Here is a 19,482-nt window from a genome sequence, read left to right as displayed (position 1 = left end):
GCGGGCTCACCTCAGACCCACCCGGGTCGCATCGGTTCCGGTGTCATTGACTTCGCGACGAGTAGCGATGCGTCCACCGCCTTGGTTGTCGGTCGCAGCACTGCCGCAACGATACTGCGCGTCGCAGCATCGACGAGGCCAGTCAACTCCACCCGCCCCTTCACAGACTCATCGAGTTGGATGCCGACGTCGAAAGGTGTCGTGTCGATCTGCATCCACTCACCTGGACGGCTTGCAACGACCCTGCTGAACATGCCTTCAGGTTGATGGTTCTTCGTCTGCCGGGTTCGAGCGGATCCAGTCGCATGACGCGCCTGGAGGAGTTGCTTCATCAGCCGATGAAATGTGGTGTGAGAGGGAAGTTTCACTCCATCGGCGAACCTGTCGACCACGCGCCGGTCTACATGCCATTTCAAGGCAATCTCTGTGCGCGTCGATTGCAGTTCGTTTTCGTTCAGTACCTCTAACAGCACGCTGATGTACCGATCATCGACGCGCCGGGTTGGCGAGCGGCGGCGGTGAAGACGGCCGTCGATCAGTCCGGCGACGCCGGACCGTTCGTAACGCCGACGGAGCTCCTGAATATACTTGAGCCCCAAAGGAGTCCCAGCAGCATCAAGTTCGGAGCATTTGTTGCGTTCGCGCTGCCCGAGTGACGTCGATCGCGTGTCGTATCCGTTGCGCGGCATAGTCTGCGGGAGAGAGCCGACAGGTATCCCGTCGACTACTTCAGAGATGTGATGCTCAAGCCAGAGGACACGCTCCTGGACCTGAGTCGGCAGCGTCGAAAAGTAGTCGGGTGGGATTGGTCGGCGACGAACACTGGGGGAGAGGACGTCAAACGAACTGTCCGCGAACAGGTCCGCAATCTTCACTGCTGAGAGCTGACCGTCCTCCCGCCGTAGCTTCGCTACCACTCCGTCAATGGCCACCAGCTCGCAGAACTTGCCGTCGTATCGGCAGAAGTCGCCGATGGCGATCTTGGCGGGCTCAGCGTTCATCGTGCTACCAAACCGATCATCGTACGTTCACCGATCGGCGCTGAATCGACATCGATGTCAAGCTCGTGCGTCCAGAGCAGGTGATAGAGAGTCGGTAGTACCAGTATCGGTTCGCCAACAGCGGCGGCAGCTTCACTGATCGTCATCGGGTTTGAAGTCAGCAGTGAGATCAGGTCAGCAGCCGTGTCTTGGCGTCTATTCCGCGGGTTCCGGTAGCCGGCGAGCCAACGCAGGTTCGCCGCTCGGATGCGAGGCTGCTCTCCAGCACGGCGGTAAGACCATCCTGCCTGCTCGCAAAGCTCAGCGGTCGCATCGAACGCCTCGCGTGCATCATCGTCCACAAGTCGGTCCGGTCGAACATCTACGACAACGCCGTCGCCGGATGTACTCCGGAGGAATACGTCGGGTGTGTGCTCACGTTGCTTGCCTGCGGCCGTGACAAATCGAAAAGTAAAGGGCTGTACGGATATTCCAACGATGTAAGGGTCGAAGTCCACGGTGAGCAGAAAGTCCCGTTCAACCCACGATTCGAACGAGATATGCGACTCTGTTGTCGAACACCACCACTCGCCGGTGAAGTTCTTCTGGCCTTTGTACGACAAGGCTTTGCGGACCGGCGCACATTTCTCAAGCGGCACCGACCATAGCTCGTCGCGCGGAACTTGAGTGACAGGTTCACCTTCGGCGGGCCGGTAGTCAACCAGCTCGCCGTGGTGACTTTGCGCCGCGGCGCGCCCGTGAATGGGCACGGCCTTGATCGTATGGCCGTGCCCAGAATGCTTCCATTTGGACACGCCGATGGAGCCAACTGATTACATTGGGTCCACTCGCTGCTGACGGCCGGGTGGGAGATGTCGGTGGGCACCGCTATCGTGACGTCCTGTCATCAATCGAGAGGACAGCCGATGGCACGACGTGGAGACAGGAGAGCCGCAAAGCAGCGCGCCCAGGAACGAGAGCGGCAGCGTCGCCAAGCTAGTGGTATGTCACACAAATAACTAGCTACTTGTTCGGTATCCTGCATGGGTGAGTGCATCACCAGCAGCGGCCTTGCCGATGACGCCGGCCGAGCGTGAGACATTGGAGACGCTAGAACGGTCGCGGACGGCGCCACACCAGCAGGTACTGCGCGCGAAAGCGCTGCTGATGGCCGCCGATGGTGAAGCCAACACCCGCATTGCCGAGGATGTCGGGGTGACGCCGGTGACAGTGCGGGCCTGGCGTCAACGTTTCAGTGAAGACGGGCTTGCCGGGTTGGGCAAGATCCGCGAAGGTCGAGGCCGCAAGCCCTCGATTCCCGAGGAGACGATCGCCACGATCGTGCGGTTGACCACCACCACGACCCCGGAAGGTGCCACGCATTGGTCGTGTCGCACGATGGCCAAGAGGGTAGGGGTCAGTTCGGCCACGGTACAACGGATTTGGTCGGATCTCGGGTTGCAGCCGCATCGGATCGATACGTTCAAGGTGTCCAACGATCCGTTGTTTGAGGAGAAACTGATCGATGTGGTCGGGTTGTATCTGAATCCGCCCGAGCAGGCCATCGTGTTGTGCATGGACGAGAAGTCGCAGATTCAGGCTTTGGACCGCACCCAGGCATCGCTGCCGATGGTGCCGGGACGGGCGGGCACGATGACCCATGATTACAAGCGCAACGGCACGACCACCTTGTTCGCCGCCCTGGACGTGATGACTGGCGCCGTGATCGGCCAGTGTCTGCCCCGGCACCGCCACGTCGAGTTCATCAAGTTCCTCAACACGATCGACCGCGAGGTGCCCGAGGGGTTACAGGTTCATTTGATCCTGGACAACTACGCCACCCATAAGCACACCCAAGTTCAAAAATGGATGAAGCGGCACAGGCGCTTTCACTTCCATTTCACCCCGACCTCGTCGTCATGGCTCAACCAGGTCGAACGGTGGTTCCGCGACCTGACCGACAAGAACCTACGCCGGGGAATCTTCGCCAGCGTGCCCGAGTTGATCGCCAGCATCGAGTCATACCTCAACGCCCACAACGCCGATCCGAAGCCCTACGTTTGGACGGCCACCGCCGAGTCGATCCTGGCCAAAGTTCGACGCGCACGCACCAAACTCCAACAAGTAGTCAATCAAAACTGAGACGGACCACTAGTGACGCTGTCCAAGAACCAGGTCCAGCAGCTTTTGGGTTCAAAATGCCGCCTCGAGCGCGGCCGGGCGAGCGTCAGCAGCGACCCGATTTCTCCGAAGCCAACTGGTCTGCTCTGCAGAAGGCTTACCCGCGTGACGCAAAGCGGTTGAAGCGAGCGATGTACATCGCGTTCGTCGGCGAACGGGCCGCGCAGGCCCATGCGTTCATGGACTGGGGCTTGAGGCCGAACCCGATCCACCCACTCAGCCGTTTTGCTCACGACAACGCCGCGGTCGGGCTAGAGGGGGAGCCGAGTCTGCTCAGTTCGACGGCGCTCTACCCCACGATGAACGCTAGTGAGCACCTCGTGGCGGCGGCCGGGGTCATCTCCCTTGCGTTGACGAAGGGGCAGACTCGTACCTCGGCGGTTGCTGCGCTCTGCCGAATTGCGATGGAATCATCAGCCAAGACGATATGGCTGATCCAGGAATCCGACACTGCGGAGCGGGTGCGTCGCTGCTATGGCTTCATCAAGGCAGAACAAGGGTGGCAAGACAAGTTCGACCAGATTGAGTACGAGGCGCTTTCGGCGCGTACAGATCCGTTGGCGGATGACCAACGAATAGAGTTCGAGCAGCATCGTGAGCGCCTAGCCAAGGGGTAAGTCCCCTGGCGTGGTGGGGTTTCGGGAGGTGACGCCGGCCGGGGTGTAGGTGGCCGGGGGTGTGTCGGTACCGGCTGTGGGGTGGGCCATCGCGTAGTGATCAATGAGTTACCGACCAAAGTGACTCATAGAAAGACACGACGCGATGACCCAGGACCATTCTGCCTTGCTCGCCCAGCTCGACGCACTCAAGTCCGCTGATACCGGCGCGGTGTTCGCCGAGCTGATCCGTGCCGGACTGCAGGCGCTCATCGAGGCCGAAGCCACCGCCGCGATCGGGGCGGGCCGCTACCAGCGCAGCGATGGGCGTACGGTGCACCGCAACGGGCACCGTCCCAAGACGGTGTCGACGACTTCTGGTGACATCGAGGTGCAGATCCCCAAGCTGCGGGCCGGGTCGTTCTTCCCGTCGCTGCTCGAGCGGCGCCGCCGGATCGACAAGGCGCTGCACGCGGTGATCATGGAGGCCTACGTGCATGGCGTGTCGACCCGCAATGTCGATGACCTGGTGGCCGCCATGGGCGTCGAAACGGGGGTGTCCAAGTCGGAGGTGTCGCGCATCTGCGCGGGCCTGGACACAGAGATCGAGGCGTTTCGCACCCGCAGCTTGGCCCACACCGAGTTTCCGTACGTGTTCTGCGATGCGACGTTCTGCAAGGTCCGCATCGGGGCGCACGTGGTCTCTCAGGCCTTGGTGGTGGCCACCGGGGTGTCCATCGACGGCACCCGGGAGGTGTTGGGCACCGCCGTCGGTGACAGTGAGTCCTTCGAGTTCTGGCGCGAGTTCCTCGCATCACTGAAAGCGCGTGGCCTGTCCGGGGTGCATCTGGTTATTTCCGACGCGCATGCTGGCCTGAAAGCCGCAGTGGCACAACAGTTCACGGGATCGTCGTGGCAGCGGTGCCGGGTGCATTTCATGCGCAACCTACACACCGCGGTCGCCGCCAAGCATGCGCCGGCGGTGACCGCGGCGGTCAAGACGATCTTCGCCCACACCGACCCGGCCGAGGTCGCCGATCAGTGGGATCGGGTCGCCGACACCCTGGCCCCCAGCTTCCCGAAGGTCGCGGCCATGATGAGCGAAGCCAAGACCGACGTGCTGGCGTTCACCGCGTTCCCGCGGGCCCACTGGCAGAAGATCTGGTCGAACAATCCCATCGAGCGGCTCAACAAGGAGATCAAGCGCCGCGCTGATGTCGTGGAGATCTTCCCCAACCCGGCGGCGTTCCTGCGCCTGGCCACCGCGGTGGTCATCGAAGCCCACGACGAGTGGCAGGTCACCCGCCGCTATCTGTCCGACGTCTCCATGGACGAGCTACGGGCCGTCATCGACAAGAAAAACGCCGCGGCAGCACTTGCCAAACAACACCAAATCGCCTAGCGTTCAACACGACTCGTTGATCGCGACGCGTGAACCACGCCAGATCCGAAGTCCACCACTCCCTGGGACGCTATCTAGCCAAGAGAATCGCGCAGATCGATGAGCTGCCTTCTGATGCTCGAGCGGCACCGCCGGGGCCGATGGCAGTCGTTGGCCAGTCAGAGGATTGGATGAACGAAAACCTGCCGCGAACGCCAGATCCAGAACTAGACACAGTGATTCGGCCCCGCAGCGCCAAGAGTTTCTACTCACTTGGATCGGGATTTGTACACGGGTTCAAGTGGATGAATGACTATATGTTCGAACAGTCCGAGTTGGACGACTCGGGGTTGTTGGAGGTCACGCTTGACGCTTTCGGCAATGCAATCCGAATGACCGAATGCGCAGTATCGCTATTCGAGGCACAGTCGATCGGCCCCGATCCCGATCCCGCTCGGATTCGCAATTACCCGGAGGGTCTCGCCAAGACTGTCGTCAAGTTGGCGCCGCGCTACAAAATCACGGTGTAGCACTCCGATTTTGGTGGCGAAGCCAACCAGTCGAACGCTCTCGCTGCAGGCCCGCGGCCTGACGTCTAATCGTCACTGTGACGAAATACTCCTGCGAGTGTAGTCGGGGCCAGGCCGGGGATTGCGTCGCGGCACGACTTATCGACACCAAGGTTGGGATTCTCAGCGGATTGCGCGATGGTCAAGCTTGTGTCACTAAGGCCGCAGTATGGCTGTGGTCAACTGAAAAATGTTCGCAGGTAGTCGTTGAAAGGATGCAAAAGTCGGCGATCAACTGCAAAACGACAGGTCGGACGGGTTGCATGCTGGGGTTCGGAGGCCGCCCGACATCCACCCAGGTCACCTAAATACCGATAAGCCACATTATGTCAGGTACGCGATTGCGCTACTGCCCGACGGTTCTTGCCCACCGGCGCTGCCGGCGAGGCAATGCCGAGGCTGGGCACTACAGATCTAGGACGGAGCGCAGTGCTTGGTCAATGGCCTGCATCTGTTCTGGGTTAATCACTCCCTGGCGAGCTGACAGTCGCTCGACGGAGACCATCCGCAATTGATCGCAGCGAGCGTAGGAAGTGTGGTCCAACCCGCTGCTGGCGGGCTCGAGTTCAACGTGGCTTCGCAGGCCGTAACCCGCAGTGGTGATCGGGACGACGACCACCAGGCCGCCCGATCCGTTGTTGAGAATATCGACCGACACCACCACCGCCGGGCGGCGAAACGCTGGCTCGTGTCCGACCGGTTGGCCGAGATCGACCTGGTAAACCTCCCCCCGCCAGATCAAGCCAGTGCGTCCCACTCGTGACGCTCGGCCAGGTACTGCTCCCACAGTTCGGGGTCGCTGCGCAGACGCTGGTAGTCCCCGTTCAGCCCCCGCAGGAAATCCTGCCGCTCCAGGGCGACGATGGCTGCATGCACGACGTCAACGACGGCGGTTTCGCGAGCCTTGGCTAGGGATTGCAGCCGCTCGGAGTCGGACCGACGGACTCGGACGGTTGTGGTTTCTGCGGCCATGGAACTATTGTAGACGAATTGTAGACACGGGGCCCACTGAATGCGGTGGAGTCGTCGGACTCGCTGATCGGATGCGGCCGGCGACGCTCTCACGTCAGCAAACGACCGGCCCGCGAGCTGGCGCCCACCCGCGCGGGCCAGTCCGCGTCAGATACGGCGGCCCGACTGCTGGGCGTGCACCACCCGGGTGGACACTAGGCCGTGGCCCTTTCTGCAACAGTCTTCAAAGTCGCACTTGGCGTCTCCGATGTCGATCACGGCTACTACGCCGATCACACGCTGACCGGAGCAATGATCAGAACCTGTGGATGAGCCTCGGTGAGGGGGCGTGAAAGTGGGCGCACCTTCCCGAGGATGATCTGAATATCCGAAGGTCCGATCATGAGCCGGCGTTGGCGCGCTGGTTCGGGAAGGTACGCCCATGCTCACCGTAGTTCACGATGCCATCGAGGCCAACGAAAGCACTGGCGGTGCTGGTCGGTCGTTGTTGGACGAGATCGTCCGCGACGGCGCCCGTCAGATGCTGGCCGCCGCGTTGAAGGCTGAGGTCGCCGCCTACGTGGCCCAGTTCGCCGATCAGCTCGATGAGAAGGGGCATCGGCTGGTGGTCCGCAACGGCTATCACCAGGCCCGCGAGGTGCTGACGGCAGCCGGGGCAGTTGAGGTGAAAGCACCGCGAGTCAACGACAAACGCGTCGACCCCGACACCGGTGACCGGAAACGGTTCTCCTCGGCGATCCTGCCGGCCTGGGCACGCAAGTCACCGCAGATGAGCGAAGTGCTGCCGCTGCTGTACCTGCACGGGCTGTCCACCAGCGACTTCACCCCCGCTCTGGAGCAGTTCCTGGGCTCGGGTGCCGGGCTCTCGGCCACCACGATCACCCGGCTGACCAGCCAGTGGCAGGACGAGGCCCGCGCGTTTGCCGCCCGGGACCTGTCGGGCACCGACTACGTCTACCTGTGGGTCGACGGCATCCACCTCAAGGTCCGCCTGGACCAGGAAAAGCTGTGTCTGCTGGTGATGCTCGGCGTGCGCGCGGACGGCCGCAAAGAGCTCGTGGCGATCACCGACGGCTACCGGGAATCGACCGAGTCGTGGGCTGATCTGCTGCGCGACTGTAAACGACGCGGCATGACCGCACCCGTGCTCGCCGTCGGCGATGGCGCACTCGGCTTCTGGAAAGCGGTACGCGAGGTGTTCCCGGCCACCAAAGAACAGCGGTGCTGGTTTCATAAGCAAGCCAATGTGCTTGCCGCCCTGCCAAAATCAGCGCACGCGTCGGCGTTGTCGGCGCTCAAGGAGATCTACAACGCCGAGGATATCGACAAGGCCCAGGTCGCGGTCAAGGCCTTCACGGTCGACTTCGGGGCCAAGTACCCCAAGGCGGTCGCCAAGATCACCGACGATCTGGACACCCTACTGGAGTTCTACCACTATCCCGCCGAGCACTGGATCCACCTACGCACGACAAATCCGATCGAAAGCGCCTTTGCCACAGTACGTTTGAGAACCAAGGTCACCAAGGGGCCGGGATCACGTGCGGCTGGTCTGGCCATGGCCTACAAGCTCATCGACGCCGCCGCGGCCCGCTGGCGTGCCGTCAACGCACCACACCTGGTCGCCCTGGTCCGCGCCGGCGCGGTCTTCCACAAGGGCAAACTGCTCGAACGCCCCACCGAAATCACCCCACCGACACCGCCCTCAGACGGCGATCAGCAAGCCGGAACGGAGGTCGCCTGAAACACGCCGATCCACAGGTATTGACAATTCCTCCGCTGACCGTGGCCCGCCATCCCAGTGAAACCGATGAGCGGATGGTGGTGCGGTTGTTGGCGTTCGGGCTACGCGCACATCGGCTCAGCGACGTCGACGGCGAGTTGGCGTTCGGGGCGGGCCTGTCCACCCCTGGCGTCCCGGACTTGCGGCTGGCCGACTACACCGGCCGGACCCTGGAGTGGATCAGCGTCGGCCAGCCCGACGAACGTGCCGTGGGCAAGGCGGCCAGCCAGGCCGACCAGGTACTGCTGTTCCCGTTCGCCGCCGGCGTGGCCACCTGGTGGCGCACCGTCGGCCCCAAAGTGGCTGGGCTGCCGAACCTTTCGGTGCTGCAGATACCGCACGCAGCGGTGCAGCAACTGGCCCAGGCTGTCGATCGACGGGTCTCAGCGCAGGTGATGGTGATGGAAGGCCAGGTGACGATGACCGTAGGCGGCGTCGACGTCAGCTTCACGCCAGACCCCTTGGAGTGATCCCCGGCGTTCAGAGGTCGAAGACGATGCGCAGGGCCGCCTCAACGCGTCGCATCTCATCGACGCTCAGGAATCCGACGCTGGTGCCGAGTCGGCCCGGGTCGACGGCGGCCGCCTGTTCGGCAAGCACGCGGGTGTGCACGCCGCCGATTTCAACTTCCGGGCGAAAGCTGGCGGCGCGAGCCGAGGTGGATGTCGGTGCAACCAGCCACGTCGACAGTGGCAGATGATCTGACTGGACTACTACCGCGTAGCGAGAACCGGACTGCTCGTGACCGCGACTCCCCCGCGGAGCGCGCAGCTGAAAGACCTCACCACGCACGCAGCGTCTCCATGTCGCGCAGCACCTGCATCGCCTCTGCGCGGTCGGCCTCGTCTTCGGCAAGCATTTCCGCCTCGGCGCGAATCGCCGAGCGAGCCTTCCGTCGTGCGGCATCGATAAGGGCAGCTCGAACGGCTGCGGACACCGCGGTTCCATCCTTGGTCAAGACAGCCAGCGCCTTCGAGGTGTCCTCGTCCGGCCGAAAGGTGATGGTGTCAGCCATTGCAACATTGTACGACGGTTTGTGCGACGCCCGCAGGATTCCGGTGACCAGCGCCCGAGCTTGCCGCGGCGCACACCCGAGAACCTGCCACCCCACCGGGTGATCGTCACGCACACTGGTACCCGCACCCGACGCCCTGGAGGAACGATGCCGGAACCCAGCCCCGCCACCGACTTCGACTTCGTCATCGTCGGAGCCGGCAGCGCGGGCTGCCTGCTCGCCAACCGGCTCAGCGCCAACCCCGCCAACCGGGTGCTGCTGATCGAGGCCGGCGGCAAGGACAACTGGTTCTGGATCAAGATTCCGGTCGGCTACCTGTACACCATCGCCAACCCCCGCACCGACTGGTGCTTCAGCACCGAGGCCGACCCCGGCCTGGCCGGCCGCAGCATCCACTACGCGCGCGGCCGGGTGATCGGCGGCTGCTCGTCGATCAACGCCATGATCCACATGCGCGGCCAGGCAAGCGATTACGACCTGTGGGCCCAGGCCACCGGCGACGACCGTTGGCGGTGGGGCGGCCCGGGCGGCCCCGGCGAAACACTGGGGATCTACAAACAATTGGAGGACTACTTCGGCGGCGCCGACGACTGGCACGGCGCCGACGGCGAAATCCGCGTCGAGCGTCCGCGGGTGCGCTGGAAGATCCTGGACGCCTGGCAGGCCGCCGCCGCCCAGACCGGCATCGCCCCGATCGAGGAGTTCAACCGGGGCGACAACGCCGGCAGCGCGTACTTCCACGTCAACCAGCGGCGCGGCCGTCGCTGGTCGATGGCCGACGCCTTCCTGCACCCCGTCGCCCACCGACCCAACCTCACCGTCTACACCCACACCCAGGCCGTGCGCCTGCTGATGGATGACCGGGTGGACGACGATCAGCGCCGCGGCGCCTGGACGACGGCGCGCCACCGCGCCACCGGGGTGCGGCTGCGCAAGGACGGCCAGACCATCGACGTCCGGGCCCGCCGGGAGGTGATCCTGAGCGCCGGTGCGATCGGCTCCCCGCACCTCATGCAGCTCTCAGGCCTGGGCCCGGCGGAACTGCTGACCGAGCATCACGTGCCGGTGGCCGTCGACCTGCCGGGCGTGGGCGAAAACCTCCAGGACCACCTGCAGCTGCGCACCGTCTACCGGATTCAGGGCGCCCCGACCGTCAACACCCTGTACCGGAACTGGTTCACCCGGGCCGGCATGGGACTGCAGTACCTGCTGGCGCGATCGGGGCCGATGACCATGCCGCCCTCCACCCTGGGCGCCTTCGCGAAAAGCGATCCCGCGCTGGCCAGTCCGGATCTGGAGTGGCATGTGCAGCCGCTGTCGCTGCCCAAGTTCGGTGAATCCCTGCACCCCTTCGGCGCGATCACTCCCTCGGTGTGCAATCTGCGCCCGAGCTCGCGCGGTCATGTGCGGATGGCCAGCGCCGATCCGCTGGCCGACCCAAAGATCTCCTGCAACTACCTGTCCACCGACGCCGATCGTCGCCTCGCGGTGCACGGACTTCGGATGACCCGGGAGATCATGGCCGCCCCCGCCCTGGCCCCGTACCGCCCGCAGGAAATGCTGCCCGGTCCACACGTGCTGAGCGACAACGATTTGGCCCAGGCTGCCGGCGAACTCGGTACCACGATCTTCCACCCGGTGGGCACCTGCGCGATGGGAGCCTTTGACTCCCAGGGTGTTCCGCGGTCGGCCGGCACGGTGCTCGACACCGACTGCCGGGTGTATCGCGTTGCCGGGCTGCGCGTCGTCGATGCCTCGGCGATGCCCAGCATCACCTCCGGCAACACCAACGCACCGGTCATGCTGATCGCCGAGCGCGCCGCCCGGGCCATCCTGGGCTGAGGCGGCGTCGTCAGCTACACGGAATCTGCCCGTTGAGCAGACAATTCGACGGCGGAACGTAGAAGCCGGACAGCACTCCCCGCATCCCTCCGGTGGCGGTACCGCCGGGCGGGATGATCCGATTCCAGTTCGCCGGGGTGAGCACCCAGCGGGTGCCGTACTGGGTGACCGAGCTGCTCCAGGAGTGCCGGATGGATTCGCCCACCGGCAGGTCGAATTCGAGCCTCCAGTCGGTCATCGGAACCGTGCTGTAGTTCGTGATGGTGAAGTGCCCGATGAACCCGGTCTGCCAGGTCGAGGAGACCGTCACCGACGCCGTGGCCACGGCCGCGTGCGCCGACGGGGCGAGCGTGACTCCCCCGGCGGCGACGATCAGCGCCGCTGCGACGAGGTGAAGCGCTGCGCGCCAACGCATTAGCACAGTTTTCGCAGCGCCCATGACGGCCAAGCCTAGAGCCGGCCCGGCGAACCCGGCCAACCCCAGGCCGGTGCGCTGCCAGATCTATGCGCAACCGTCACCGTCACGCAACACCGGCGCGTGGCTACAGCCCGGACGGCACGACCTGGCCGTTGATGGTCACCTCAACCTCTTCGGTCACCGTATTGAAGGTCACCGTGCCGTTGTCGAACGTCGTCGTCAGCAGATCGCCGTCGGCGGTCTCGTCGCTGGTGGGGGCGCCCAGCGGGCCCACCGAGCCGTTGTCGCCGCCGACGTCGGGGGTGCCGTCCGCGGCCCGGTCGACGTTCCAGGCATCCCGGATCTTGCCCCAGGTGATGTACGCCGGGGTACCCGGCTCGGCGCTCTTGGCGGTGATCACGCCGCCGGCGAACTGCTGGAACAGCAGGCCGCTCTCCCGCGCGCCCGCGTTGTGGTCACCGGTCAGCGGCAACCCGAGGGCCTGCTTCTGCTCCGGGGTCGCCGACGAGAACTTCTCGGCGATCGGGCCGGTCAGCGTCACCTCGACGTCGCGTTCCCCCACGATCGTCACGTCGGTGGGCTGAGCCGCGGCGCTGCCGGTGGCGCGCTCGGTGGTCGGCGCGCCGGCCACCGACGATGCCGGCGCGGTGCCATGGTCGCTGGTGCCGTCGTCGCTGGTGCCGCAGCCGGCGGCGAGCAGCGCGACGGCGGCCAGTCCGGCGGCAATCGCGGTGCGGCGGTGTGCGGTCATCCTCATGGGTGTCCTCTCCTCGAGTGTTCGTGTCGGCCCGGTCAGGTGGGCTCGGCGGCGTCGCCGTCGGGCCTGGCCAGCTTCGCCAGTTCGCGCTCGCCGACCTGGTCGGCCAGCTCCAACCCGGCGCCGGCGTAGATGTTGAAGGCGATCCCGACGCCGTGCTCGATGGCCCACTTGACCTCGTCGTCATAGCGGGCGACGGCGGCGACGTTGCCGCTGAATCCCGACTCGCGCAGGCATTCCAGCGCGGTGACATTGGCGCCGTGGCGGTGCATCGCCAGCACCGCGGTGTGCACCGAGCCGGAGTGCCGCAGCCGGTTCCAGAAATCCAGGTCGGTGGCGTCGCCCTCGATCACCCGGTAGCCCTCGCTGCGCAGCTGCTGGACCCGCGGGCCGTTGTAGTCGACGCCGAGCACGCGGAACCCGTAGTGGTCGTTCAACCGCCGGTAGGTGGATAGGCCGACCCGGCCGGTGCCGATGACCACGACTTCGGCGTCGCCGGCATCGGCGGGGCGCTCCTCGGGGGTGAGTTTCGTTTCGTCCTGGGCCGGCAGCCGGGCGGCGAGCTTCTCCACCAGGATGTGGCCGCGGCCGTTGAACAGCGCCGACACCACGAAACTCAACGCCACCGCGATGGACATCTCCACCAGCCAGGTCTTGTCGAGCATGCCCATCGACACACCCACCGACACCACGATCAGGCCGAACTCGGAGAAGTTGGTCAGGCCCAGCCCGGCCAGCATCGCGGTTCGGTATCGCACCCTGAGCAGGGTCAGCAGGCCGCCGTACCCGATCGCCTTGATCGGCAGCAGCAGCAGCATCAGCAGCGCCACCTCGATGGTCGGCAGGGTGGGCAGCCCGGTCAGCCCGATCGAGACGAAGAAGCCGACCAGCAGCAGTTCCTTGATGTGGAACAGCGAGCGCGCCAGCTCCGAGGCCGACGGGTGCGAGGCCAGCAGCACGCCCATGATCAGCGCGCCCAGGTCGCCCTTGAGCCCGACGGCGGTGAACAGTGCGTACCCTGGCACGAACGCCATCACCATGCCGAACAGGGCCTGCATCTCACCGTGCCCGAGGCGGCCCCAGATCTTGCGGGCGAACAGGGTCATCGGCCACAGCCCGGCCAGCACGGCCAGCGCCCACGGGCTGGGCAGCTGTCCGCTGGTGGCGGTCAGGAACACCACCGCGATGATGTCCTGCATGACCAGGATGCCGACGGCGATCCGGCCGTAGAGGGCGTGTGACTCGCCGCGTTCCTCGAGGACCTTGACGACGAACACGGTGCTGGAGAAGGACAGCGCGAATGCCAGCAGCGCGATGGTCTGCAGGTTCTGGTCGGTCAGCATCGCCAGGCCGGCCACCGCGCCCAGCCACAGCACGGCACCGCCCAGCACCACGCTGGCCAGCAGGTGCACCGAGGTGGTCAGCCACACCTCTTTGCGTAGCAGGATCCGCGCGTTGAGTTTGAGGCCGATCGCAAAAAGCAGCAGCGTGACGCCGAGGTCGGCGATGACCTCGAGTTCGGGCAACTTGTCCAGGTGCAGGGCGTTGATGACGAACCCCGCGGTCAGGAAGCCGACCAGCGGGGGCAGTCGTACCGCCATCGCCACGCCGCCCAGGCCGAAGGTGATCAGCAGGTACAGGGCGACTGTGGTCACGCGCGCTCCCCCGTTTCGTTTGCCGTGGCGGGTCGCCGATGTTTCCGGGTCTCAGGTGCGCTTGCTGAAAGTCACCTGTGAGCGGGGCCTCAGTGTACGGGCCCGCCCGGGGCGGCCGGATCGGTCGGGGTGACCGGGGCCTGCGGGGCCGCGGCCTTCTTGCGCTCGTCGAGCTTGTACTTCACCAGCGCGACCAGTGCCTTCGGATTGCGGGCGAGCGCCCCGGCGGCCTGAAAACCCATCTTGACCTTCTGGCCGAACGACAGTTCCTGCTCTGAACCCATTACCGTCTCCTTGAATAGTGAACCGCCCCCGGACCCTACCCGCCCGTGGCGCCCACGGTAACGCCCACCGCGGCCGGCCCGCGCCCCGGCCGCCGGCGACTGGCCCCGACTGCCACAATGGAGCCATGGTCGAGCCGAGTTTGTGGATGCAAAAGGTCGCCGCCGATCCGAACCATTCCCAGTGGTACATCGATCGTTTCCGCGCGATGGCCCGCGACGGCGCCGACCTGGCCGGCGAGGCCCGGATGATCGACGCGATGGTCGGCCGCGGTGCGCACATCCTCGATGCCGGTTGCGGTCCGGGGCGCCTCGGCGGCTACCTGGGGGCTGCCGGTCATCGGGTCGTCGGTGTGGACGTCGACCCCGCCCTGATCGCGGCGGCCCAGCAGGATCATCCCGGCCCGCGCTGGCTGGTTGGTGACCTGGCCGAGCTGGACCTGCCGGCCCGCGGCATCACCGAACCGTTCGACGTGATCGTCTCGGCCGGCAACGTGATGGCGTTTCTGGCGCCCAGCACCCGCGGGCTGGTGCTGTCGCGGCTGCGCGCGCACCTGGCCGAGGACGGCCGGGCGGTGATCGGCTTCGGCGCCGGCCGGGACTACTCGTTCACCGAGTTCTTCGCCGACGCCGCCGCGGCCGGGCTGACCCCGGACCTGCTGCTGTCGACCTGGGATCTGCGGCCCTTCGCCGAGGACTCGGACTTCCTGGTGGCGGTGCTGCGCGCCGAATAGGGACTATCGGCCACCGGCGGCGCGGACCGCTGTAGCGTGGCCGGGGTGAATCCTTCTCGCCTGTCTTCCTCCGTCGTGCTCGTTGCCGGTGCCGCCGCGCTGTCCCTGGCCCTGGCCGGCTGCGGTGGGTCCGGGTCGGAGACCGCCTCGTCGAAGACCTCGTCGCTCTCGGATGCCATCGTGCCGACCGTGACCGAGGCCAGCACCTGTCCGACGGCCGCCCCGGCGCTCGACGCGGCCCCGCAGTGGAAGCTGGCCGGTGCGACCGGCAGCGTCGAGGTGATCGGCTCCACCGACAACACCGCCCCGCGCGTCACGGTGCAGGCGCCGTTCAGCGTCACCGAGACGCAGGTGCAGACCCTGGTGCCCGGCGACGGTCCGGTCGTGGCGGACACCGCCACCGTGTCGGTCTGCTACGAGGGCGTCAACGGTCGCGACGGCAACGTCTTCGACAGCGCCTACCAGCGCGGCGCCCCGGTGGAGTTCCCGCTGACCAACGTCGTGCCGGGCTTCCAGAAGGCCATCGCCGGGCAGAAGATCGGGTCCACCGTCGCGGTCGCGATGGTCCCCGCCGACGGCTACCCCCAGGGCGAGCCGCGCGCCGGGATCCAGAAGGGTGACTCGCTGATCTTCGCGATCAAGATCCTCGACGTCACCGGGTGAGTTCGCCGGGCCCGTCGCACCGGCGCCGGAACGCGATCCTGGCGCTGTGCGCGCTGATCGTGCTCGGCATCGGCTGGGCGCTGCTGCAGTCCGGCTCGCCGAACCCCACCGCGGTACCGCCCGCAGCCGCGCCAGCCACCGCGCCCGCGGCCGCGCCGGCCACCGGGGTGCCCGGGGTCGCCGACTGCCCGCTGCGCACGCTGCCACCCGAGGCGGGCGCCACCGTGCGACGGATCCACTCCGGCGGCCCGTTCCCCCACCCGCGCAGCGATGGCACCGTGTTCGGCAACCGCGAAGGGCACCTGCCCCCGCGGGCCCGCGGTTACTACCGCGAGTACACCGTGATCACCCCCGGCGCGCGGAACCGGTCGACCAAGCGGATCGTCACCGGCGGCGGCCCGGTGACCGATCCTCCGCAGTACTTCTACACCGGCGATCACTACGACTCGTTCTGCGTGATCACCGATGCGGGCAGGCGAAAATGACCGGCCAAACCGAGCCCGTGCTGTATCGGATCGACGGCCGAAAGATCAAGTCGGCCAAGGACTTCTACCGCGAGATCGGGCGTGCGGTGAACGGCCGCGGCGGCTATTTCGGCCGCAACCTCGACGCCCTGGCGGACTGCCTGCGCGGCGGCTTCGGCACCCCCGAGGACCGCCCGTACATGTTCGAATGGCAGCACAGCGCGGTGTCGCGTCGTCGCCTCGCCGACGGGCCGGACGCATCGCTCATCGACGATGTCCTCGACGTGTTCAGCGATGCCGGGGTCGTCCTGCGGCTGCGCTGAGCCACGCGACCGCAGACCTCAGCCGAAGACCGGCCGGCACCTCACCTGCATCGGATCCCACCAGTTGCCCGGACCGCAGTCCTGCGGGTTGGTGATGTCACTGACCTTCCGGCAGATGCTCATGTTGGGGTCGAACCAGCTGCCCGGTCCGCAGTCCGGAATGGCCTGGCTCACCGCGGGATTGACCCCGATTGCCACCGCCATCGGCGCGGCCGCCATGGCCGCGGCCGCCAACACCCGAACCGCCGTCTTCTTCATCAGTGCAACCTCCGTAGCCATTCTTGCTGGGTACCCACCAGCCGGGTTTCAAACCTGAGCCGCCGGGCCGCTACTGGATCAACGGGGTGCCCGGCGCGGGCGGTGGCGGTTGCCCCGGCTCGGCGTACTCGTAGCCGGGCGGCGGCGGACCGTCGATCGGGTAGTAGCCGGGCGGCAGCGCGGGGCCACCGGTGGCCGGTCCGCTCGAGGCGGTCTCCGAGCCCGGCGCGTTGGTCGAGGTGAAGCCCGGCGGCAGCGCGGGCGCGGGCCCGGCACCCGGCGGCGGCGCGGCCGGACCGGGCGCCCGGTCCGGGGTGTTCATGCCGTAGGGGTCGCGGGCCGCGTTCCACAGGTCGCGCAGGGTGCCCAGCGGGCCGGAACCGTACTGGCCGGAGCCGTAGACCGGGTTCGCGATCTCGGGCACCTTCTGCGGCATCACCGGTCCGGGCGGCGGGGGCGCCGCCGGGTCGCCGATCGGCGGCATTGCCGCCGCGTTGCCCGCCGGGGTCATCGGATCGCCGGCCGGGTCGGCGGGGTCGGCGGTGGCCGGCGCCGCCGAACACAGGGCCGCCGAGCTCAGCGCCGCCGACAGCAGGATCGCCGCCAGCCGGGGGCCGACCGGGAACGAGCGCGCGGGACGGTTCGGGCTCGCCGGTTCCTGGTGCATAGGGTCCTGGTGCATGGCGTCCTGGTTCATCGGTTGCTGGTTCATCGGGTGCTACAGAGTTGCGGTGCTGGGGCCGAGCGGCTGGCAGTTCGGCGACGGCTCCCGGAAGCCGGCGAAGCCACCGCAGCCCCGGCCGGTTCCGGTGTACACCGCGCCCTGCCGGTACGGTACCCGCACCACCGCGATGTCGCCGCCCTGCGCGGGCACGCAGTGGGTGACCGGATCCCCGGTGACCTGCAGACATGCCACATGCTGGCGCGGGCTGGCCGGCCAGCCGCAGTCCGTCGGCGCGACCGTCACCTGCACCGTCGCGGCGCCGTCGACCTGCACCACCTCGGGGTTGGACAGCGTGTAGGTGCACACCGGGCCCGGCGCGGGCCAGGCCCCCGCCGGGGTCGCGCCGAACAGTCCGGTGAACCCGGCAACCAGCATCCCGGCCAGCAGCACCACGACGCGCGTCATGTCCGGATGCTAACCCGGCGGTCGCGCCGGCATGGCCGTATGCTCGTCGCACCACCCGAGGCCACCGCCCGCGAACGAGGTTGAGAAGCCCGCATGGACACCAAATCCGGTCCGCTGCACGCCCCCGAACTGGCCGACGTCGTCGCCGCAGCCGACCCCGACGCGCTGGCCGACTGGCTGCACCACCGCGCGCTGCCCGCCGACCGATCGCACGCGCTGGCCCGGCTGCCGCGCGCCGCACTGCGCGCCCTGGCCGGCTTCGCCGCCACCGACGACACGGTCGAGCTGCTGGACTCCGTCGACGACGAGTTGGCCGCCCGGTTGCTGCGCGCAGCGGTCCCCGCCGACAGCGTCCGCCTCGTCGACGCGCTCGACAGCGACCGAGGCGCCGACCTGCTGCGCGAACTCGACGAGGACACCCGGGGCCGGATCCTGACCGGGCTGCCGGCCGAGCGCGCCGCCGCGCTGCGCGCCCTGCTGAGCTGGCCGGTGGACAGTGCGGCCGCGCACATGGTGCCCGAGACGCTGACGGTCTCCCCCGGCGCCACCGCCGCCGAGGCGATCGACACGGTGCGCACCCGGGCCAGCGACCTGCGCACCGACGCCCGCACCGGGGCCTACATCTTCATCGTCGAGTCCGACGGCCGGCTGGCCGGCGTGGTCGGCTTTCGCGACCTGGTGCTGGCCGCTCCCGCCACCCCAGTCGCCACCCTGATGGACACCCAGGTCCGCACGGTCGCCGCGCTCGACGACGCCGAGGACGCCGCCCGCGCGCTGGACGCCTACGACCTGGTGGCGGTGCCCGTCGTCGACGAGCGGGGCCGACTGCTGGGCATCGTCACCGAGGACGACGCCGCCGACATCGCCGCCGAGGAGGCCACCGAGGACGCCGAACGGCAGGGCGGTTCGGCGCCGCTGGAGGTGCCCTACCTGCGGGCCTCGCCGCTGCTGCTGTGGCGCAAGCGGATCGTCTGGCTGCTGCTGCTGTTCGCCGCCGAGGCCTACACCGGCACCGTGCTGCGGCATTTCGCGGACGAGATGGAGGCCGTCGTCGCGCTGGCGTTCTTCATCCCGCTGCTGATCGGCACCGGCGGCAACACCGGCACCCAGATCACCACCACCCTGGTGCGGGCGATGGCCACCGGTCAAGTCCGGCTGCGCGACGTCCCGGCGGTGCTGGTCAAGGAACTGTCCACCGGCGCGATGATCGCGCTGACCATGGCGCTGGCCGCCGTCATCCGGGCCTGGACGCTGGGGGTGGGACCGGAGATCACCGTGACGGTGGCGCTGACGGTGGTGGCGATCGTGCTGTGGTCGGCGCTGATCTCCTCGGTGCTGCCGCCGCTGCTGAAGAAGATCCGCGTCGATCCGGCGCTGGTGTCCGGGCCGATGATCTCCACCATCGTCGACGGCACCGGGTTGATCATCTACTTCATGATCGCCCACGCCACGCTGTCCCAGCTGCAGGGGCTGTGAGGATCGGC

Annotated in this window: 25 protein-coding genes and 1 pseudogene; 13 read left to right on the top strand and 13 right to left on the bottom strand. The window is 67.0% G+C overall.

Going from position 1 to position 19,482, the window contains the following annotated elements:
- Window positions 1-11 precede the first annotated feature (11 nt).
- Both G6N10_RS04520 and G6N10_RS04515 read right to left on the bottom strand, forming a co-directional pair.
- Window positions 12-1,001 carry a helix-turn-helix domain-containing protein gene (locus G6N10_RS04520; protein ID WP_163742215.1) on the bottom strand — a complete coding sequence of 330 codons (990 nt, stop codon included), beginning with the start codon at window positions 999-1,001 and terminating at the stop codon, window positions 12-14.
- The gene (locus tag G6N10_RS04515) at window positions 998-1,795 is read right to left on the bottom strand and encodes a TnsA-like heteromeric transposase endonuclease subunit (protein WP_163742211.1); all 798 of its coding nucleotides are present in this window, start codon (window positions 1,793-1,795) and stop codon (window positions 998-1,000) included. The genes G6N10_RS04520 and G6N10_RS04515 overlap by 4 nt, the downstream gene beginning before the upstream one ends.
- A gap of 262 nt (window positions 1,796-2,057) precedes the next feature.
- On the opposite strand from G6N10_RS04515, the gene G6N10_RS04510 reads away from it, so the two are divergent.
- The 4 genes from G6N10_RS04510 (at window position 2,058) to G6N10_RS04495 (ending at window position 5,668) form a co-directional block, all read left to right on the top strand.
- Window positions 2,058-3,122 (top strand): IS630 family transposase, encoded by a 1,065-nt coding sequence (locus G6N10_RS04510; RefSeq protein WP_085095819.1) that lies wholly within the window; start codon window positions 2,058-2,060, stop codon window positions 3,120-3,122.
- A 170-nt stretch (window positions 3,123-3,292) separates the two neighbouring features.
- Window positions 3,293-3,778, top strand: coding sequence for a hypothetical protein (locus tag G6N10_RS04505; protein ID WP_163742128.1), 486 nt, complete (start codon window positions 3,293-3,295; stop codon window positions 3,776-3,778).
- A gap of 145 nt (window positions 3,779-3,923) precedes the next feature.
- Complete coding sequence (locus tag G6N10_RS04500) at window positions 3,924-5,159, top strand: IS256 family transposase (protein WP_085095815.1); 1,236 nt, start codon at window positions 3,924-3,926, stop codon at window positions 5,157-5,159.
- 170 nt (window positions 5,160-5,329) lie between these two features.
- Window positions 5,330-5,668, top strand: a complete 339-nt coding sequence (locus tag G6N10_RS04495) for a hypothetical protein (protein WP_133055135.1) — start codon at window positions 5,330-5,332, stop codon at window positions 5,666-5,668.
- A gap of 445 nt (window positions 5,669-6,113) precedes the next feature.
- Here the strand turns inward: G6N10_RS04495 and G6N10_RS04490 are convergent, their stop codons facing one another.
- Complete coding sequence (locus tag G6N10_RS04490) at window positions 6,114-6,464, bottom strand: type II toxin-antitoxin system PemK/MazF family toxin (RefSeq protein ID WP_234810544.1); 351 nt, start codon at window positions 6,462-6,464, stop codon at window positions 6,114-6,116.
- Window positions 6,446-6,679, bottom strand: coding sequence for a hypothetical protein (locus G6N10_RS04485; protein WP_085095809.1), 234 nt, complete (start codon window positions 6,677-6,679; stop codon window positions 6,446-6,448). Before G6N10_RS04485 ends, G6N10_RS04490 begins: the two co-directional genes overlap by 19 nt.
- A gap of 201 nt (window positions 6,680-6,880) precedes the next feature.
- On the opposite strand from G6N10_RS04485, the pseudogene G6N10_RS04480 reads away from it, so the two are divergent.
- From G6N10_RS04480 to G6N10_RS04470, 3 genes and pseudogenes are all read left to right on the top strand, one after another.
- Window positions 6,881-6,970, top strand: a pseudogene (locus G6N10_RS04480) (YaeQ family protein); the annotation flags it as partial.
- A 130-nt stretch (window positions 6,971-7,100) separates the two neighbouring features.
- Window positions 7,101-8,420, top strand: coding sequence for an IS256 family transposase (locus tag G6N10_RS04475; RefSeq protein ID WP_085100861.1), 1,320 nt, complete (start codon window positions 7,101-7,103; stop codon window positions 8,418-8,420).
- Window positions 8,417-8,929 carry a YaeQ family protein gene (locus tag G6N10_RS04470; RefSeq protein ID WP_163742641.1) on the top strand — a complete coding sequence of 171 codons (513 nt, stop codon included), beginning with the start codon at window positions 8,417-8,419 and terminating at the stop codon, window positions 8,927-8,929. Before G6N10_RS04475 ends, G6N10_RS04470 begins: the two co-directional genes overlap by 4 nt.
- A 10-nt stretch (window positions 8,930-8,939) precedes the next feature.
- On the opposite strand, the gene G6N10_RS04465 is transcribed toward G6N10_RS04470, so the two are convergent.
- Together G6N10_RS04465 and G6N10_RS04460 are read right to left on the bottom strand one after the other, a co-directional pair.
- The gene (locus G6N10_RS04465; RefSeq protein WP_085095805.1) at window positions 8,940-9,251 is read right to left on the bottom strand and encodes a type II toxin-antitoxin system PemK/MazF family toxin; all 312 of its coding nucleotides are present in this window, start codon (window positions 9,249-9,251) and stop codon (window positions 8,940-8,942) included.
- Window positions 9,241-9,474, bottom strand: coding sequence for a hypothetical protein (locus G6N10_RS04460; protein WP_085095803.1), 234 nt, complete (start codon window positions 9,472-9,474; stop codon window positions 9,241-9,243). Before G6N10_RS04460 ends, G6N10_RS04465 begins: the two co-directional genes overlap by 11 nt.
- Before the next feature lie 147 nt (window positions 9,475-9,621).
- On the opposite strand from G6N10_RS04460, the gene G6N10_RS04455 reads away from it, so the two are divergent.
- On the top strand, window positions 9,622-11,316 hold the full coding sequence (locus G6N10_RS04455) for a GMC family oxidoreductase (RefSeq protein WP_085095801.1): 1,695 nt from the start codon (window positions 9,622-9,624) through the stop codon (window positions 11,314-11,316).
- Between the two features lie 10 nt (window positions 11,317-11,326).
- Here the strand turns inward: G6N10_RS04455 and G6N10_RS04450 are convergent, their stop codons facing one another.
- The 4 genes from G6N10_RS04450 to G6N10_RS04435 all read right to left on the bottom strand — a co-directional run bounded on the left by G6N10_RS04450 (window position 11,327) and on the right by G6N10_RS04435 (window position 14,430).
- Window positions 11,327-11,755: a cellulose-binding domain-containing protein gene (locus G6N10_RS04450; RefSeq protein WP_085095850.1), complete on the bottom strand. Its 429-nt coding sequence runs from the start codon at window positions 11,753-11,755 to the stop codon at window positions 11,327-11,329.
- A gap of 103 nt (window positions 11,756-11,858) precedes the next feature.
- Window positions 11,859-12,491, bottom strand: a complete 633-nt coding sequence (locus G6N10_RS04445; RefSeq protein ID WP_085095799.1) for an LGFP repeat-containing protein — start codon at window positions 12,489-12,491, stop codon at window positions 11,859-11,861.
- Between the two features lie 35 nt (window positions 12,492-12,526).
- Window positions 12,527-14,146 (bottom strand): cation:proton antiporter domain-containing protein, encoded by a 1,620-nt coding sequence (locus G6N10_RS04440; RefSeq protein ID WP_085095797.1) that lies wholly within the window; start codon window positions 14,144-14,146, stop codon window positions 12,527-12,529.
- An 89-nt stretch (window positions 14,147-14,235) separates the two neighbouring features.
- On the bottom strand, window positions 14,236-14,430 hold the full coding sequence (locus G6N10_RS04435; RefSeq protein WP_085095795.1) for a hypothetical protein: 195 nt from the start codon (window positions 14,428-14,430) through the stop codon (window positions 14,236-14,238).
- Window positions 14,431-14,555: 125 nt separating this feature from the next.
- Here G6N10_RS04435 and G6N10_RS04430 point away from each other — a divergent pair, with 125 nt between their 5' ends.
- The 4 genes from G6N10_RS04430 (at window position 14,556) to G6N10_RS04415 (ending at window position 16,611) form a co-directional block, all read left to right on the top strand.
- Window positions 14,556-15,161 (top strand): class I SAM-dependent methyltransferase, encoded by a 606-nt coding sequence (locus G6N10_RS04430; RefSeq protein WP_085095793.1) that lies wholly within the window; start codon window positions 14,556-14,558, stop codon window positions 15,159-15,161.
- Window positions 15,162-15,197: 36 nt separating this feature from the next.
- Entirely contained in the window at window positions 15,198-15,824 is a 627-nt protein-coding gene (locus tag G6N10_RS04425) for an FKBP-type peptidyl-prolyl cis-trans isomerase (RefSeq protein ID WP_109750494.1), read from the top strand.
- 80 nt (window positions 15,825-15,904) lie between these two features.
- Window positions 15,905-16,309, top strand: a complete 405-nt coding sequence (locus tag G6N10_RS04420; RefSeq protein WP_407664014.1) for a guanyl-specific ribonuclease — start codon at window positions 15,905-15,907, stop codon at window positions 16,307-16,309.
- Window positions 16,306-16,611 (top strand): barstar family protein, encoded by a 306-nt coding sequence (locus G6N10_RS04415; RefSeq protein WP_085095791.1) that lies wholly within the window; start codon window positions 16,306-16,308, stop codon window positions 16,609-16,611. The genes G6N10_RS04420 and G6N10_RS04415 overlap by 4 nt, the downstream gene beginning before the upstream one ends.
- 18 nt (window positions 16,612-16,629) lie before the next feature.
- On the opposite strand, the gene G6N10_RS04410 is transcribed toward G6N10_RS04415, so the two are convergent.
- The 3 genes from G6N10_RS04410 to G6N10_RS04400 all read right to left on the bottom strand — a co-directional run bounded on the left by G6N10_RS04410 (window position 16,630) and on the right by G6N10_RS04400 (window position 17,998).
- On the bottom strand, window positions 16,630-16,869 hold the full coding sequence (locus tag G6N10_RS04410) for a hypothetical protein (RefSeq protein WP_085095789.1): 240 nt from the start codon (window positions 16,867-16,869) through the stop codon (window positions 16,630-16,632).
- Window positions 16,870-16,939: 70 nt separating this feature from the next.
- A complete protein-coding gene (locus G6N10_RS04405) occupies window positions 16,940-17,581 on the bottom strand; it encodes a hypothetical protein (RefSeq protein WP_407663967.1) in 642 nt (213 codons plus the stop codon).
- Window positions 17,582-17,587: 6 nt separating this feature from the next.
- Window positions 17,588-17,998: a hypothetical protein gene (locus G6N10_RS04400; protein ID WP_085095785.1), complete on the bottom strand. Its 411-nt coding sequence runs from the start codon at window positions 17,996-17,998 to the stop codon at window positions 17,588-17,590.
- Between the two features lie 93 nt (window positions 17,999-18,091).
- On the opposite strand from G6N10_RS04400, the gene mgtE reads away from it, so the two are divergent.
- Entirely contained in the window at window positions 18,092-19,474 is a 1,383-nt protein-coding gene (gene mgtE / locus G6N10_RS04395) for a magnesium transporter (RefSeq protein ID WP_085095783.1), read from the top strand.
- Window positions 19,475-19,482 lie beyond the last annotated feature (8 nt).

This window comes from Mycolicibacterium fallax, assembly GCF_010726955.1.
Classification (GTDB): Bacteria; Actinomycetota; Actinomycetes; order Mycobacteriales; family Mycobacteriaceae; genus Mycobacterium; species Mycobacterium fallax.
This window is presented reverse-complemented; position numbering and strand designations above follow the sequence as displayed.

What these genes read in the sequence shown, in the direction of transcription:
- mgtE (WP_085095783.1), top strand. Translation starts at nt 18,092, where the DNA reads ATGGACACCAAATCCGGTCCGCTGCACGCCCCCGAACTGGCCGACGTC.
- G6N10_RS04410 (WP_085095789.1), bottom strand. Translation starts at nt 16,869, where the DNA reads ATGAAGAAGACGGCGGTTCGGGTGTTGGCGGCCGCGGCCATGGCGGCC.
- G6N10_RS04405 (WP_407663967.1), bottom strand. Translation starts at nt 17,581, where the DNA reads ATGAACCAGCAACCGATGAACCAGGACGCCATGCACCAGGACCCTATG.
- G6N10_RS04495 (WP_133055135.1), top strand. Translation starts at nt 5,330, where the DNA reads ATGAACGAAAACCTGCCGCGAACGCCAGATCCAGAACTAGACACAGTG.
- G6N10_RS04475 (WP_085100861.1), top strand. Translation starts at nt 7,101, where the DNA reads ATGCTCACCGTAGTTCACGATGCCATCGAGGCCAACGAAAGCACTGGC.
- G6N10_RS04445 (WP_085095799.1), bottom strand. Translation starts at nt 12,491, where the DNA reads ATGAGGATGACCGCACACCGCCGCACCGCGATTGCCGCCGGACTGGCC.
- G6N10_RS04500 (WP_085095815.1), top strand. Translation starts at nt 3,924, where the DNA reads ATGACCCAGGACCATTCTGCCTTGCTCGCCCAGCTCGACGCACTCAAG.
- G6N10_RS04415 (WP_085095791.1), top strand. Translation starts at nt 16,306, where the DNA reads ATGACCGGCCAAACCGAGCCCGTGCTGTATCGGATCGACGGCCGAAAG.
- G6N10_RS04430 (WP_085095793.1), top strand. Translation starts at nt 14,556, where the DNA reads ATGGTCGAGCCGAGTTTGTGGATGCAAAAGGTCGCCGCCGATCCGAAC.
- G6N10_RS04460 (WP_085095803.1), bottom strand. Translation starts at nt 9,474, where the DNA reads ATGGCTGACACCATCACCTTTCGGCCGGACGAGGACACCTCGAAGGCG.
- G6N10_RS04400 (WP_085095785.1), bottom strand. Translation starts at nt 17,998, where the DNA reads ATGACGCGCGTCGTGGTGCTGCTGGCCGGGATGCTGGTTGCCGGGTTC.
- G6N10_RS04435 (WP_085095795.1), bottom strand. Translation starts at nt 14,430, where the DNA reads ATGGGTTCAGAGCAGGAACTGTCGTTCGGCCAGAAGGTCAAGATGGGT.
- G6N10_RS04455 (WP_085095801.1), top strand. Translation starts at nt 9,622, where the DNA reads ATGCCGGAACCCAGCCCCGCCACCGACTTCGACTTCGTCATCGTCGGA.
- G6N10_RS04485 (WP_085095809.1), bottom strand. Translation starts at nt 6,679, where the DNA reads ATGGCCGCAGAAACCACAACCGTCCGAGTCCGTCGGTCCGACTCCGAG.
- G6N10_RS04510 (WP_085095819.1), top strand. Translation starts at nt 2,058, where the DNA reads ATGACGCCGGCCGAGCGTGAGACATTGGAGACGCTAGAACGGTCGCGG.
- G6N10_RS04505 (WP_163742128.1), top strand. Translation starts at nt 3,293, where the DNA reads ATGTACATCGCGTTCGTCGGCGAACGGGCCGCGCAGGCCCATGCGTTC.
- G6N10_RS04520 (WP_163742215.1), bottom strand. Translation starts at nt 1,001, where the DNA reads ATGAACGCTGAGCCCGCCAAGATCGCCATCGGCGACTTCTGCCGATAC.
- G6N10_RS04450 (WP_085095850.1), bottom strand. Translation starts at nt 11,755, where the DNA reads ATGGGCGCTGCGAAAACTGTGCTAATGCGTTGGCGCGCAGCGCTTCAC.